Annotated in this window: 16 protein-coding genes; 3 read left to right on the forward strand and 13 right to left on the reverse strand. The window is 41.7% G+C overall.

Going from position 1 to position 14273, the window contains the following annotated elements:
* Positions 1-331: 331 nt before the first annotated feature.
* The 10 genes from V7K60_RS26610 to V7K60_RS26655 form a co-directional block, all read right to left on the reverse strand.
* The gene (locus tag V7K60_RS26610) at positions 332-1363 is read right to left on the reverse strand and encodes an alpha/beta hydrolase family protein (protein ID WP_334929938.1); all 1032 of its coding nucleotides are present in this window, start codon (positions 1361-1363) and stop codon (positions 332-334) included.
* Between the two features lie 484 nt (positions 1364-1847).
* Positions 1848-3470 (reverse strand): glutamine-hydrolyzing GMP synthase, encoded by a 1623-nt coding sequence (gene guaA / locus V7K60_RS26615; protein ID WP_334929940.1) that lies wholly within the window; start codon positions 3468-3470, stop codon positions 1848-1850.
* Between the two features lie 228 nt (positions 3471-3698).
* The gene (gene cbiD / locus V7K60_RS26620; protein WP_334929942.1) at positions 3699-4811 is read right to left on the reverse strand and encodes a cobalt-precorrin-5B (C(1))-methyltransferase CbiD; all 1113 of its coding nucleotides are present in this window, start codon (positions 4809-4811) and stop codon (positions 3699-3701) included.
* A gap of 155 nt (positions 4812-4966) precedes the next feature.
* Positions 4967-5149, reverse strand: coding sequence for a type II toxin-antitoxin system HicA family toxin (locus V7K60_RS26625; protein ID WP_334929944.1), 183 nt, complete (start codon positions 5147-5149; stop codon positions 4967-4969).
* A complete protein-coding gene (locus V7K60_RS26630; protein WP_334929946.1) occupies positions 5146-5337 on the reverse strand; it encodes a hypothetical protein in 192 nt (63 codons plus the stop codon). The genes V7K60_RS26625 and V7K60_RS26630 overlap by 4 nt, the downstream gene beginning before the upstream one ends.
* A 76-nt stretch (positions 5338-5413) precedes the next feature.
* The gene (locus V7K60_RS26635) at positions 5414-6067 is read right to left on the reverse strand and encodes a hypothetical protein (RefSeq protein WP_334929948.1); all 654 of its coding nucleotides are present in this window, start codon (positions 6065-6067) and stop codon (positions 5414-5416) included.
* 422 nt (positions 6068-6489) lie between these two features.
* Positions 6490-6786 (reverse strand): DUF7734 family protein, encoded by a 297-nt coding sequence (locus tag V7K60_RS26640; RefSeq protein WP_334929949.1) that lies wholly within the window; start codon positions 6784-6786, stop codon positions 6490-6492.
* A 36-nt stretch (positions 6787-6822) separates the two neighbouring features.
* Complete coding sequence (locus tag V7K60_RS26645; protein WP_334929951.1) at positions 6823-7419, reverse strand: DUF3177 family protein; 597 nt, start codon at positions 7417-7419, stop codon at positions 6823-6825.
* Between the two features lie 479 nt (positions 7420-7898).
* Positions 7899-8144, reverse strand: a complete 246-nt coding sequence (locus V7K60_RS26650) for a Calvin cycle protein CP12 (protein WP_069074399.1) — start codon at positions 8142-8144, stop codon at positions 7899-7901.
* Positions 8145-8384: 240 nt separating this feature from the next.
* A complete protein-coding gene (locus V7K60_RS26655) occupies positions 8385-8519 on the reverse strand; it encodes a hypothetical protein (RefSeq protein WP_334929953.1) in 135 nt (44 codons plus the stop codon).
* Here V7K60_RS26655 and V7K60_RS26660 point away from each other — a divergent pair.
* The gene (locus tag V7K60_RS26660) at positions 8518-9750 is read left to right on the forward strand and encodes an FIST signal transduction protein (RefSeq protein ID WP_334929955.1); all 1233 of its coding nucleotides are present in this window, start codon (positions 8518-8520) and stop codon (positions 9748-9750) included. The two genes, V7K60_RS26655 and V7K60_RS26660, sit on opposite strands and share 2 nt — an antisense overlap.
* Before the next feature lie 77 nt (positions 9751-9827).
* On the opposite strand, the gene V7K60_RS26665 is transcribed toward V7K60_RS26660, so the two are convergent.
* Positions 9828-10955, reverse strand: coding sequence for a metallophosphoesterase family protein (locus V7K60_RS26665; protein ID WP_334929957.1), 1128 nt, complete (start codon positions 10953-10955; stop codon positions 9828-9830).
* A 419-nt stretch (positions 10956-11374) separates the two neighbouring features.
* On the opposite strand from V7K60_RS26665, the gene V7K60_RS26670 reads away from it, so the two are divergent.
* Positions 11375-12247, forward strand: coding sequence for an S-methyl-5'-thioadenosine phosphorylase (locus V7K60_RS26670; protein ID WP_334929959.1), 873 nt, complete (start codon positions 11375-11377; stop codon positions 12245-12247).
* Between the two features lie 76 nt (positions 12248-12323).
* Here V7K60_RS26670 and V7K60_RS26675 read toward each other — a convergent pair whose 3' ends face one another.
* Positions 12324-12560, reverse strand: a complete 237-nt coding sequence (locus V7K60_RS26675) for a hypothetical protein (RefSeq protein ID WP_334929961.1) — start codon at positions 12558-12560, stop codon at positions 12324-12326.
* A gap of 323 nt (positions 12561-12883) precedes the next feature.
* Between V7K60_RS26675 and V7K60_RS26680 the strand changes: the two genes are divergently transcribed.
* Positions 12884-13090: a DUF4351 domain-containing protein gene (locus V7K60_RS26680; protein WP_334929963.1), complete on the forward strand. Its 207-nt coding sequence runs from the start codon at positions 12884-12886 to the stop codon at positions 13088-13090.
* A 467-nt stretch (positions 13091-13557) separates the two neighbouring features.
* Here the strand turns inward: V7K60_RS26680 and V7K60_RS26685 are convergent.
* Positions 13558-14273 (reverse strand): WD40 repeat domain-containing protein (locus V7K60_RS26685; protein ID WP_334929965.1); only part of this gene is annotated, 716 nt, incomplete at its 5' end.

A 14273-nucleotide genomic window follows, 5' to 3' on the forward strand; every position in this document is an offset into this window, starting at 1 on the left:
TATTACTAATAGGTTTGCATGCCAATAATCACTTGGGAATTGTGGTTAGATCGTGATATTGTGTCTGACAAGCCGTTGCCTTCTCCCAAAGGGAAAGGCTAGCGCCAAGGCAAAAGAAGTCAACTGCTCAATTAACTCCTGAAAGAGTAGCCCAAGCTAGCTTGTCCCGGTATTTTAGCAGAGATTGGTACACCCACTCAACCACCCAATCCTTGTGGAAAATCTTCTGGGTGACCTACCGGAAAAGTCGGTCTAGGCAGAATTCACAGTTGTGCGTGAGTACATTGTGAACAATCTCACCAATACTTTTGCTGCTTAAGATACATTCATGTCATTTTTTGTCAATGCGTAAGTCATAATGACGTTTTGATTCATTTATTCTTTTTCGTAGTTGAGTAATTGTAAAATAAGCAAACAATATCTCCAAAGGTACAACAAGTGATGCCGATTCAGGAACACGTTTACTCTCTACTGTTACATTGGAGTCAGCAGCATCACCTGTGTAATAAACGTAATTAAAAGCGTCTTTATCATTAAGAATACTTGCACGTAAAAACAAACCACTCCATCGGGCAATTGTTTCAATAGCTACATCTTGATTAAGTGTAGAATTTATCAGGTCAGGAATTGCACCAGCAGGATTATTTGTATTTGTAATACTAAAATGATTGGCACCTTTGATATTAATCAGTGCAGCGGGTGGATTTTTAATTTTGTCATAAGTTAAACTAGCCCGGAAAGGCAGCGCTCTGCCATCACGATCCCCTTGCAGGAGTGCAACTGGTATTCCATCGTTGTTAATAGGAAGATAAACATCATTCTCATCACGAAGATTACCACCAAAGAATGCTCCTGCTACAATTTGTTTGGGTCGTGAGAAAGAACCCGGACAAAGTGTTGGTGTCACGCATAAATTTCCAATTGCAGATAATCCTACGGCGCTGCCTAATGAATGACCCAATAATCCTACTTTCTCTGTATCCAGCAAGCCGACAATAGGTGAAATAGTATTCTTATTTTCAACTACAATTTGTTGTAAAGCTGTATCAATTTGGGTAGTTTGGGGTAATAATGCTTCGCCAAATATTGGAGCTATACGCTTGCTGTTTGGCACCACTACTACAAATCCATAGCGTGCAACTTGTTGAGCGTAATTAGAGTAATTTGATTTGTCAACTAGTGCGCCTTGTAGTAATAGCGCTACTGGAAAGGAATAATTGCTTGTTTTTAAGTTTGTTGGATTAGGATAGTAAATATCAGCTAGATTATTATCTCCGGTAATAGTAGTAGTGTAGCTAGCAACGTTGTCAAATACAGGTATCGGATTAAAGGAAGAAGCAGAGGCTATTTCATTAACACCCAATACTACTAACGCTGTACTTGTACAAACTACTGACAAAGCTTTGATACTCAACAAAATAGCTACTCCCTTTCTAAGCAAAAAGACGTGTTTATTCCAACAATTTTGTCTAAAGTAGCATAGCATTTGTAACCTTAATTTTTGTAATATAGCTTAGTCTAAATTTTAGTACTTAGAATTTAGCAAATACAGGATTTTGTAGCATTCTTGATCTTAGTAAACCAAAAGTAAAAAAATCAGACAATGCCGAGGCTTAAAACGAGCCAGGTCGGCATTGCCATTTTGAATACATACAGCAGGATCTGAGCTGGAGACGCTTTGCCTCCGGTCAGGAGTCAGGAGTAAAATAGGCTTTATACCTGGCTCTTGAGTTAAAAAGGTCTACTGATTAACTTGCAAACTGCTGTATGTGAATCTAAACTCCTGCAAGTAATTTGAACCGTAGTAAAGAGTAATGAGCTTTTAATTAAGTCAAATCAAAACTTGATTACTCCCATTCAATGGTTCCAGGCGGTTTAGAGGTGATATCATAAACCACCCGATTCACCCCTTTTACCTCATTCACAATTCGAGTAGAAATTACTTCCAAGACATCATAAGGCACTCTCGCCCAATCAGCAGTCATGCCATCTTCACTGGTAACAATCCGCAAAACAATGGGGTAAGCGTAAGTACGTTGATCCCCCATAACGCCAACACTACGAATTGGCAGCAATACAGCAAATGCTTGCCAGAAATCATGATACATACCGCGTTGGTTAATTTCTTGCCGCACAATCAAATCGGCATCGCGCAAAATATTTAACCGCTCAGATGTAACTTCCCCCAGAATACGAATTGCTAAACCAGGTCCAGGAAAAGGTTGCCGTTGAACAATTTCTTCTGGTAAACCAATGGAACGCCCAAGTTTGCGGACTTCATCTTTAAATAGTTTCCGCAGAGGTTCCACTAATTTAAATCTTAAGTCTTTGGGCAAACCGCCAACATTGTGATGACTCTTAATTTTCACCGCTACCCGCTCACCAGTTTGGGGATCAACATTGGTGTCCGCAGATTCAATCACATCTGGATAAAGAGTTCCTTGAGCTAGATAGTCAAAGTGACCGAGGCGCTTGGATGTTTCCTCAAATACACTGATAAATTCGTGTCCGATGCGGCGGCGTTTTTCTTCAGGATCTGTAATCCCAGCAACTTTAGCCAAAAAGCGATCGCGGGCATTAACATATTCAACAGGAATGTGAAACTGTTCTCGAAATAGCTTTACTAATCGCTCTGGCTCATACTTTCGCATAAAGCCTTGATCGATAAATACACAAGTCAGTTGCTCACCAATAGCTTTGTATAGCAAGAAAGCCAGGGTAGAAGAATCCACTCCACCAGACAGCGCCAACAGCACCCGCTTATCGCCAACTCTGGCGCGAATTTCTCGAATTGCCTCTTCAACAAAAGCCGCTGTTGTCCAAGTGGGTTCGCAATCGCAGATATGGTAGACAAAATTACGGATTAATGCTATACCACCAACAGAATGCACCACCTCTGGATGGAACTGAACGCCGTAAAGTTTCTTTTCGTGATCAGCAATAGCAGCACAGGGAGTATTTTCTGTATGTGCCAGCAATTCAAACCCTGATGGCATTTGAATAACTGAGTCTCCATGACTCATCCACATGGTAGTGCCATCTTCAACATTAGTAAGCAAATCTGTGGGATCATCAATATATAATGAGGCTTTGCCGTATTCACCTCGATCAGCCTTTGCCACTTCCCCACCGAGTTGGTTCACCATCAACTGCATCCCATAGCAAACACCCAAAATGGGTATTCCCAAATTCCAGATTTCTGGGTGACAATGGGGAGCGTTATCACCATAAACTGAACTTGGGCCACCTGAGAGGATGATTCCCTTGGGATTGAGTTGGCGCAAATGTTCAGGAGTAGTGCGATAGGATAAAACTTCAGAGTATACTTGAGTTTCGCGGATGCGACGGGCAATCAACTCAGAATATTGAGAGCCAAAATCCAGAATTACAATCAATTGGCGATCAAGTCTCCCAAAATTTTCCAATGTTTGGGGCGCTTGTTCTGTTGGTAGAGTCACCGCTGTATTCATGACGGGAGAGTTATATCTGTTAAGGATAGATAGATGCTTTGTGGTCTATGGTGATGCTATTATTCAGCCTTAACAGGCTGATAATGGTATAGAGAGCCTTTACAAACGCGAGCTTATGTGCGTTTGTCTAGTCCCGGAGTTGGAGATGGTATTAAAACGATAAACTTACCCTAGAGTGGTTACTTAAAGGATTATTTATTTGGATTGTTTACGATTATTCATAATAAATTAACATAATTTTCTCATCAACAGACCAGCAGTTTTACTCTTCACAATAATTTGGCGATCGCGATCAAAGAGAATAGAGCCACAGACTGTTACTCTTGTGCCGCTTTCGCTATGACTTTGGATGTATTCTTGGGAACGAACATCGATAGTTTCGGCGATCGCACTGTAAACTTTATTTACCCAATCACTACCAGTTGCAGCATCTAGCGATTTTAAGTGTGTTAGTGCTGCTTCAGCAGTTGCACTGTTAAACACAGCTTGGATATCTAGTGATTTTAAACCTGCGATCGCACAGTGCGCTGCCAAAATTTCTCGCCGTCCATCAGCTAAGTAATGATGGGTGTGAAAAATCCCCCCAGCCAGCTTCATCAGCTTACCGTGATAGCCAAATAATAAGATTTCTTTCACACCTAGCACATCAGCTTCTACTAACATTGGGCCCAGCCAGTTAGCAGTTTTGACCAATTGTTCGGGATTAATCCCTAGTTTACGCGCCAAATCTAGGCCATTCTCCCCGATACAGAATACTAAACTCTCAAAACGACTGGCTTTATTTTGTAATTCCGCTCGAAAAACGGCAAGCTGATCTGGTGTACTCAAAGGTTGAGAAATGCCGGTTGTGCCTAAGAGAGAAAGTCCTTCAACCACACCAAAGGCAGAATTTGAAGTCCGAACAGCTAGCGATCGCCCTTCAGGTAGAATAATTGTCACCGTGATTTTTTCCCCAGGTGCTAGCATTCGTTGCAAATTCTCTTGCAACAGCCTTTGAGCGTAAGCATAAATAGCCGGTTTGTCATCAGCGCTTAATTGCCTACCAATCCCTTCCCCACCTTTAATAATTATTGGCTCCCCTGCTTCCCTCCACTCCACCAATGCCCAAATCGGTGTATCTTTGGTTAGGTCAAGATTATCACCGGGATCGCTGCGAGTGATTGCTAAAGCTGTATTCTCAGATAGTCCTGCTACCTGTTCAATGGGGATTTCTGCGATTTGAGCGGGTTCAATCAAATCTACTGATGCTATGCTTAGGGGTTGGCGATCGCGTAACCAGTGTAAAGCTGCAACAGCAGCAGCACAGGCAAAGACGGGAAGTGTGTATCCAGAACGGGACATTTTATAAATTTAAAAGTCAAAATAATTATTTAAAATTGTTCGCGCAGCGTCTCGTAGAGAAGACAGTTTCAGACGGCAATTTAGACCTCAACTGTAGCTTACTTCCTTCCGGGTGCGGCAAATAACCTCTCGGCGTTCGGCTCCAATGTGCCGTGTTAGCTTTCGTCGCCAAGCATTTTGATGATGTGTTTGGCAAGCTGTTCCTTAATTTCTCGATGCCTTGGAACAGGTTGAGATACCTTTGTTATGGGGTTCTGATACCAGTCATGTTTGCCACCATGACGAATAAATACACAACCGATTTCTTCAAGACGTTTTATCAAGTCCCGTCGTTTCACAATACCTCAAGTTCAGCCACTCTTCGGATATTGGGGATTGTCCCACTGGTTAATTCTTTGTAAATATCAGTTAAGTTCTCCTTCAATTCATTTTCGGTTTCTGCCTGAGTCCAGTAGTCTGGATACTCCTCTAGATAGCCAAGCCACATCTCCTCATCTTGCCAGTAAACATATTTCTTGGTTGTCATAGGGTGAAAGACTTATGAACTTCTTTAACTATATTCATTCCTACAAAATATGAAGTATTCAAAAATTGCTAAATGCTTACATGAACAGCTTTATTGCTTGCAAAATATCTTTCCCGATTTCAAGCAGCTGATAATAAGTTGCCGGATAGCCATCAGCCAGAATCAATTGATGAAGATCAATCACATAAGGATCAAATCTATTTTCAGTTGCATCTGAGTTATCAGTTCCATGAGGGTGGCTTGCACCTAAAATATTAGCCACTCGCTTGATCAAAATTTCTCTCGAAATAGTAAATTTCGGATGTTTTTCATTTTCTGATGGAACATCATATATACCTGAAGCAAGCCATTGGCTAAAAGTTAATTTTGCTTTTTGAACTTCTGGTAGTCCCGCCTCATAAAGCTTCTTGATTTCCTCAGGATTCAGAGCTCGGTTGATGATTCTAACCCCTCTCACTTCTACACCTCGACTTGGTACTCCGCTCCCTAAGGGAAGATAAACATACTTACTACCCTTTAGAATCTTTTGAGCTTCCTTTTTACGAACTACGTTATTCAACTCAAGTTCTATACCTTGGCTTTGAGCAAGGGTATCGATTAGAGACTTCATATCAACCCACACTCGAAGCGTATGAGAAAAATCCAGAAAGCTTATGGAATCCTTAGTTAATGCTCCCTGGTAATGGCGATCTAATCTCTGATACTGTAACCTTACTTGTTCAATATCCATCTCAATTCCATTCACCAACAACAGTAATATATATGGACAATTCACTGAACCAACATTGGGCTTGAAATGCTGTTACAAATTTATTATACATTGTAGTATAATTTAGAAAATATCAACAATTGAAATATAGCAGTTATCGATTATATGAAAAAACCAAAGTCCTTACTGTGAAATAATTTCAGCATTTTTTTGTATCTTACTCAACTGCACATGAATAATATACTTTCCTTAAAAACTTTAGGTTTCAGAATGGACAGGGTTTAACTGCCCAATCCGGCATAATATCCCGAATAATAATACTCCCGTTGCGTCACTGATAGCACAGCGTTAGCGAGTCGTCGAGCGTCACATCTTCTCGTAGACATCGCTTCATCAACAATCTCAAAGTTAGCCTTGCTGTAAAATTACGAATTAGTAATTAGTTAAACACCTACTTCTAATAATAAAGCTTCCATAGCTTCCCATGAAATTCCTTGTTGAATATAACGGAGTGCTTCAGGATTATAAGGACTGGCTACTCGGTCAATGTTGAGGATGTTTGCCCCATCTGGTAGAACTGGTACATCTGCATCAAATGCCGTTGGGCGCATCAAAGAACTGGAAAAGCCTTTGAAAATAGCAATTGTATCTTGCTCATCGGCAATTACCACCGTTACAATTAGGACTTCTTTGGTGCGTTTAGCAGTGTATTGTTCCAGTCGCTTGCCAATGGAATTCATTTTTTTAAGAGTAAGGGTAAGGTGATGCAGCGACGGTTACTGTGGTGTGGCTGAACGTCCCTGCTTGCCCAGCTTAATCAAAACAAAATAGCTCAAATAAAGCACATAAATTACTAAACTAGTTATGCCAAGAAAACCTAAGAACTCAGCCTTACTGTTAGCATGAAAATATTCTTTGAATAGCAACGGAGCCTCGAACCAGACACGACAGTTGGGAGTCTTCAGCATATTGGCAGAAAAAGCACAACCCAAAAAAGGGATAAAGGCTAGTGTGCCCAAAAAACAATAAACAGTTGTCGCCCAGCGCCAAGAGGTAAAAAGAAATTTCAAAGATCCACTGGTTTGATACTCAATTTCATCGTTGATATCCACCCAGAACCACAGCGAAATCGGGATCAAAATCTGAGCTATCAACCCAGAGATAAAGCTAACTGGATACTGGGCAATCATTAAGTAAATCGTGATTGCCACTAAACTTGATACTCGCCAGTATATAGCCAATAAGCGTTGTATGCCTTCTGCTTTTTGTACAAATGCCCAAATCAGAAGAATTAGCGGAATAATTACCAGGAATAATACTGCCAGTCGGTAATCAATCCAGACGAAAGGTCGAAACCAAATATCATAGTCCATATTTTTTCTCAAACAATAGATAAAAAGAAGTCAGGAGTCCGAATAAATCAAGTGGGATTTTATACCACTACCTGATTGTAGACTGCTAAATAAGGCAGGGGTATTAAACCCTTTTATTCAGGAGTCAGTCGGACTCCAATTCATCCTGAATTCTTCTTGATAATAGTTTATTGAACCTCGTATGACTAGAAGTCACGAGTATTACAAAAAATTTATAGGGGCGTACATCTGTACGCCCCTACTGCCAATTAATTGGTTGTTTAATTTATGAAAATCGCAACTTATCCTTTTGGAAGAAGCCTATTGATTCAAATGAGGAATTTATTTTTTGTTTCCACGACTAAAATCGGTAGCTCTAAATAAGACGCTTGCGAGTTGAGGACATTGGTGAGTTTCCACGTCCTCCACTCTAGGCGTCTTCTTTAGTCAACTTTGGTTGTTTGCTGACCAAACAACAGAAAATCCAGTTGCCTCAATTTCTAGTCGTCGTAAACCCGGCATTCAATTGCATCTGGGTTGTCATCACAATACTGTTCTAGAGAATTTTTTGGCTTGCTTTGGCGCTTGTGGGAAGCTTCGGCTTGCAATTCTTCTACTGCATCCCAAGCAGCAGCACACTCTGGTGAGTTACTACCGTTAATATCACAGACAGTACGCGCTTGTTCCACTTCTTCTTGAATTTTCTCTTGGATGTCGCCTTTTGCTGTTTCTTGGATGTTGGTCATTGCTTTAGTCTCGTTGTATGTTGTTAATACTAGTATAGAAAATGTTCAGAAATGGCAGTTTTTCGCTTAATTACTAACCATTCTAACCATTTAGCCGCTCATAAGTTAGTGTTTTAGCCTATTGATTTATAAGCAATACAGCAAGCTACCCTATCTATAATGCATTCACCTTTATTTTTTAAGATTTTATGGAATTAGTAGCATAGATAAATAATCATACAATATATTTAGATGCCTATATTAGGGAATGACAACCCCAGCTTCTTGGGATGGAGGAGACAAAGGGCTGGCATCAATTCTTGTAAGATGCAATTCTTCCCAAAATAAAAAGTCAAAATCTACTACCCTAAAAAGAGAAAGAAGCTCAAAACTCATGGCAGACCAAATGCAGTGGGCAAATGCCCTATCAACCCGTCATTCTCTGGAAGCCGCTGTTACAGATGTGGTAGAACGAGCTGTTTCATCGTTAACAGCACCTGCGGATCTAGGACTGGTATTCATTTCGTCTGCTTTTGCGAGTGAGTATTCCCGACTGTTACCTTTGTTAGCTGAAAAACTTTCTGTGCCTGTGCTAATTGGCTGTAGTGGTGGTGGTGTAATTGGGACGACACTTAGCGGAGAAACCCAAGAATTGGAAGCTGAACCAGCTATTAGCTTGACTTTAGCACACCTTCCAGGAGTGAAGATTCAAGTTTTTCATGTTGTTGCTGAAGAATTACCTGACTTAGACAGTTCACCAGATGCTTGGCTTGATTTGATCGGTGTGCCACCATCACCGACACCGCAGTTCATCTTGCTGTCTAGTTCTTTCGCCTCTGGAATTAACGATTTGTTGCAGGGGCTAGATTTTGCTTATCCAGGATCAGCGATCGTGGGGGGACAGGCTAGTGGTGGAGGTATGGGTGGTCGTGTTGCCCTTTTTTGTAACCATACTAACGGTGAGAAACAGCAAAACTTGTATCGTGAAGGCACTGTTGGTATAGCTTTGACTGGCAATATTGTTTTGGAAACGATTGTCGCCCAAGGATGCCGACCGATTGGCAAACCATTGCAAGTCACAAAAGCCGATCGCAATATTATTCTAGAGTTAGATGATCAAGTGCCTCTGGTAGTGTTGCGAGATTTGATTGCTAGTCTCAGCGAACAAGAACGGATTTTAGCACAGCATTCTCTGTTTGTTGGTGTGGCAATGGATGAATTTAAGCTGGCTTTGCAGCAAGGAGACTTTTTAATTCGTGGTATTCTTGGAGTCGATCCAAATGCTGGGGCGATCGCAATTGGCGATCGCGTCCGTCCTGGTCAAAGGCTGCAATTCCACCTCCGCGATGCCCAAGCCTCTGCTGAAGACCTAGAATTACTCCTCCAAAGTTATCAACACCAACGAGAATCTGAACCCTCTGCTGTAGCTGCTTTAATGTTTTCCTGTCTGGGACGAGGTGAAGGACTTTATGGTAAACCCAACTTCGATTCTGAATTATTTCAGCGCTACCTTAATGATATTCCTATAGGTGGCTTTTTCTGTGGCGGTGAAATTGGCCCTGTTGGTGGCAGAACCTTTTTACACGCCTACACCTCAGCATTTGGAATTTGTCGCCAAAATCAGTAATGAGTGCTGAGTGCTGTTAGCAGATAGCTAAGGTTTAGCCTGTGCTGAGTGTTGAATCACCTTTTAACTCCTAATTCCTAACTCCTATCTAGCAAAAGTGTGCTGTTATTATCAATCATCGTCAAATTTCCATTAGTGGCGATACCTGGATTGGGCTGTGATGCACTATATGTCTGAATATAGCGTCGCACTTCTGGGGGAAAATGAGGGTAATCTAACACCGCATCCCCATCGGCAATAGTTGCCCAGAAGTCGCGCAAACCAGGAGCTAATTTTTTTGCCTGTGATAATGGTAAGTTTAATGGAGACTGAGTTAGTAGCTTGATTAGGAAAGGAAAAGAGCGATCGCCCATCCACTGCCTTGATGACTGTTGCAAGTCAGGGAAATCAGGCACTGACTCTACGCGATGGGATAAAATTTGCAACGATTCTTTACCTTGGTTGTCCCGATGAAACTCCAGCACTCGGTAAGGGTGAGGATAGCTCACTAAAGAACCAGTGGTAATATCATATACTCCATCTGAGTAAGCAATATCCTGAACGTGCAAATGTCCGGTAAACACTAGCTTGACTCCGTAGTGCCTCAACAGCTGCAATAGTTCTGCTGAATTCGACAACATATAGCGATGTGCTAGTGGATGGTTCGATTGATTGGGTAAATGCTCCACCACATTATGATGCACCATCACCAAAACTAAGTCATCACCAGATGCCGCCAGAACCTCTTCTAACCACCGTAGCTGTTTGGCATCCAAACATCCCACTTGCTCACCCTGGTCATTAAAGGAGTTAGAATTTAGTCCAATCAGCTTAACTCCAGGCAGTAATTGACGAATGTAGTAAATCTGCTGTGGATCTTCATAGCCAAACTTCGTGTAATAGTAGGGAAAATCTGCAAAAGCAATTGATTGCTGATCAGCCAACAGCACAGGAACGTCATGATTACCAGGAACAACATAAACAGGAAAAGGTAGCTGGGCTAAACATTGTTGCAACCAGGCGTGGTTCTCTGGTTCGCCATGCTGGGTTAAATCTCCTGGTAACAACAAGAAATCTAAATCGAGTTGTGTTAAATGTTCTAGTACACTTTTAAATGCTGAGATACTTACTTCCACCAGATGAAATCGGCTGGGATGATCCCAGATTGTGTGAGGAAGTGCCAGGTGTAAGTCGCTGACTACCGCAAAGCGAAAATTGAGAGCCATTGATTTATGAAATTGTTAAAAGCAGGGGTTCAAATAAGCCTTTTCCCAAAAGTATAACGCTTGCTTTGTTTCCCTGCGTAGGAGTGCGTATACTTAATATTTGTATACATTAAGTATTGATTACACACATTGGTGACAATTGACTTAAGGGTTAATCATAAGTATTTAATCTCCAAAAATTATTGGAAATTTGATTGCTAAAAATTATTAATTAACGCTCGAATAACTGGGTGATGATTTCTATCTGCACCTAAACAAACAATTAATGGGTAATAATTCAATAGTGTTAGTGGTACGAAATGCGATGTCTACGACGGGCTACGCCTACGCATATCTCATTGTAGACATGGCTTTGTTTTCTGCTACTCCCCTTTTCGATAAAATAACTGAGCAGATCAGCAAAGAACAGGTTCAGAATCATGGCTCAAGCTAGTATTGGGATTATAGGTGGTAGCGGTCTTTACAAAATGGATGCGCTCAAAGATATCGAAGAGGTGCGAGTTGAGACTCCTTTTGGTTCACCATCTGATGCTTTGATTCTGGGGACTTTGGATGGTACACGGGTAGCTTTTTTGGCGCGTCATGGCCGCAATCACACGCTTTTACCCTCTGAGTTACCGTTTCGCGCTAATATCTATGCAATGAAGCAATTGGGTGTGAAGTATTTAATTTCAGCTAGTGCTGTGGGTTCCTTGAAGGAAGAGGCGAAACCACTGGATATGGTAGTGCCAGATCAGTTTATTGACAGAACGAAAAATCGAATTTCAACGTTTTTTGGTGAGGGAATTGTTGCTCACATTGCCTTTGGCGATCCGATTTGTAAAAACTTAGCTGCTGTATTGGCAGATGCGATCGCATCTCTCAATTTACCAGAAGTTACCCTCCATCGCGGCGGCACTTATGTGTGCATGGAAGGGCCAGCTTTTTCTACTAAGGCAGAATCGAATCTTTACCGCAGTTGGGGTGCAACAATCATTGGGATGACGAATTTACCAGAGGCGAAGTTGGCAAGGGAAGCGGAAATTGCATACTCAACTTTAGCACTGGTGACAGATTACGATTGTTGGCATCCAGACCATGACACTGTGACGGTAGAATTGGTGATTGGCAATTTGCTACGGAATGCTGTAAATGCTCAAAGGGTGATTCAAGAAACTGTGCGGCGCTTGAGTGAAAATCCGCCAACCAGTGAGGCGCATTCGGCGTTGCAGTATGCGATTTTGACTCAGTTGGACAAAGCACCAGCGGCGACGAAGGAAAAGTTAGGGTTATTGTTGCAGAAGTATTTGTAGTATTGGTGATGAATGAGCGATGTTTATGACGGGCTGTTCGGTAACGCACTTTCTCAGATTACAACAAGAGCGATGTCTACGACGGGCTACGCCTACGCACGTAAATATATAAGCTGTCGTCACCAAAATCATGATTTTCATTGACAAACTCGTGATTTTCATTGACAAAATCATAATTTTCATTGACAAAATCATGATTTTCATTGACAAACTCGTGATTTTCATTGACAAACTCATGATTTTCGTTATGAGGCTTTGCTTGTTCGTTGTGTCTAGCTGATGATGATGCGATCGCACCATCATCACAAATCATACAGGCGATCGCTCATTACTAAAATCTCTTTGGTCAGAGTGTCAGACCCGGATTATATCAATTTGAAAAGAGAATGGGGACTGGGAATGAGGGAGACAAGGAAAATGATTAATGACTAATGACTAATGACACTTCTGGTTTGTTATCATTTGCAATCCTCAGTCAAATTGAGGATAAAATGCGAACATAACAACAGGTTGCACAAGCCATTGAGCAATAAACGACCAACGTACACAAGGTAATATTGTTGCGACAACCGCAATGAAATCTTATGGCTAGTATTAAACAAGGAACTGATTAAAAGTTTATTACGGAGTGATCCTATGCCCGAGTCTGTAATTGCTTCCGAGTCCCAGGAGGATACATCTTTAGTGCGTGTTATAAAACAACTTAGAAAATTCGGACCCATTCAACCTGTACAGGAATCGAAAATTAAAGCTTTAAATCCAGAACAGTTGGTCAATTTAAGAGAGGATTTACAAAAATTCAAAAGTTTAAAGGATTTAGATGATTGGTTAACGGTAAATTAAGGTTAATACAGCAGAATTGGTGAATTCTCCGAGTTAGGACTTACGCATCGTACATAAGTACTACACGCAATTTAGGTGTTTCAGCTATGTTTAGCATCTAGCGATGTCTACGACGGGCTACGCCTACACAATTAAGCGAATAAATAAGGGTTATGCGAAGCGCCCGAAATGAACAAATACCGTTAAACATATTATGAATAATTTGTACAGTGCGTAAGTCCTACGAGTAGCCCTTTCAAGGTGGATAAAAATGTTATTTAAAAAATCTCTCTTTAACCTGTTTTGTCTGTGTTATCTGCATTTTAGTAGTTCGATAAATTACTTTTAAACCATAGAGTTACAGAGAGCGCAGATAAGAAAACAGAGATTTTTCGAGTCACCTTGAAAGGGCTACTACGCAAGACCTTCCCTCTCCGACGGGCGAGAGGGACAGACTTGAACTAAAGTTCAAGGCCGGGAGAGGTTTATCACCTGCGTGTATCAATATCATCACATAGATGTTTATCCCTCTCATTCACATTGGGGTTATTTTGCAGATAATCGCTTACCCAAGCACAACCCTTAACCATTAAATCATCCAAATTGAGATTCCACAGCCTCACCGTGTTGTCTGAACTGGCAGAGGCAATGGTTTGACCGTCGGGGCTAAATGCTACGCTCCAAACCGAATCGCTATGACCTTGGAGAGTTTGCAGGAGTTGCCCCTTGCGATTCCACAACTTCACCGTCTTGTCATCACTGGCAGAGGCAATGGTTTGACCGTCGGGGCTAAATACCACGCCCCTAACCCAATCGCTATGACCTTGGAGAGTTTGTAACAGTTGCCCGTTGCGATTCCACAACTTCACCGTGTTGTCACCACTGGCAGAGGCAATGGTTTGACTGTCGGGGCTAAATGCCACGCTCCAAACCGAATCGCTATGACCTTGCAGAGTTTGCAGGAGTTGCCCGTTGCGATTCCACAACTTCACCGTCTTGTCATCACTGGCAGAGGCAATGGTTTGACCGTCGGGGCTAAATGCCACGCTCCAAACCGAATCGCTATGACCAGTGAGAGTTTGCAGGAGTTGCCCGTTGCGATTCCACAGCTTCACCGTCTTGTCATCACTGGCAGAGGCAATGGTTTGACCGTCGGGGCTAAATGCCACGCTCCAAACCGAATCGCTATGACCAGTGAGAGTTT

Source organism: Nostoc sp., from assembly GCF_036917555.1.
GTDB lineage: Bacteria > Cyanobacteriota > Cyanobacteriia > Cyanobacteriales > Nostocaceae > Nostoc.

Excerpts from the sequence above, each read along its gene's own strand:
- cbiD (WP_334929942.1), bottom strand. The coding sequence starts at position 4,811 with ATGTCCCGTTCTGGATACACACTTCCCGTCTTTGCCTGTGCTGCTGCT.
- V7K60_RS26655 (WP_334929953.1), bottom strand. The coding sequence starts at position 8,519 with ATGAGTTTTGAGCTTCTTTCTCTTTTTAGGGTAGTAGATTTTGACTTT.
- V7K60_RS26670 (WP_334929959.1), top strand. The coding sequence starts at position 11,375 with ATGGCTCAAGCTAGTATTGGGATTATAGGTGGTAGCGGTCTTTACAAA.
- guaA (WP_334929940.1), bottom strand. The coding sequence starts at position 3,470 with ATGAATACAGCGGTGACTCTACCAACAGAACAAGCGCCCCAAACATTG.
- V7K60_RS26630 (WP_334929946.1), bottom strand. The coding sequence starts at position 5,337 with ATGACAACCAAGAAATATGTTTACTGGCAAGATGAGGAGATGTGGCTT.
- V7K60_RS26640 (WP_334929949.1), bottom strand. The coding sequence starts at position 6,786 with ATGAATTCCATTGGCAAGCGACTGGAACAATACACTGCTAAACGCACC.
- V7K60_RS26660 (WP_334929955.1), top strand. The coding sequence starts at position 8,518 with ATGGCAGACCAAATGCAGTGGGCAAATGCCCTATCAACCCGTCATTCT.
- V7K60_RS26675 (WP_334929961.1), bottom strand. The coding sequence starts at position 12,560 with ATGATTTGTGATGATGGTGCGATCGCATCATCATCAGCTAGACACAAC.
- V7K60_RS26650 (WP_069074399.1), bottom strand. The coding sequence starts at position 8,144 with ATGACCAACATCCAAGAAACAGCAAAAGGCGACATCCAAGAGAAAATT.
- V7K60_RS26665 (WP_334929957.1), bottom strand. The coding sequence starts at position 10,955 with ATGGCTCTCAATTTTCGCTTTGCGGTAGTCAGCGACTTACACCTGGCA.
- V7K60_RS26645 (WP_334929951.1), bottom strand. The coding sequence starts at position 7,419 with ATGGACTATGATATTTGGTTTCGACCTTTCGTCTGGATTGATTACCGA.
- V7K60_RS26680 (WP_334929963.1), top strand. The coding sequence starts at position 12,884 with ATGCCCGAGTCTGTAATTGCTTCCGAGTCCCAGGAGGATACATCTTTA.
- V7K60_RS26635 (WP_334929948.1), bottom strand. The coding sequence starts at position 6,067 with ATGGATATTGAACAAGTAAGGTTACAGTATCAGAGATTAGATCGCCAT.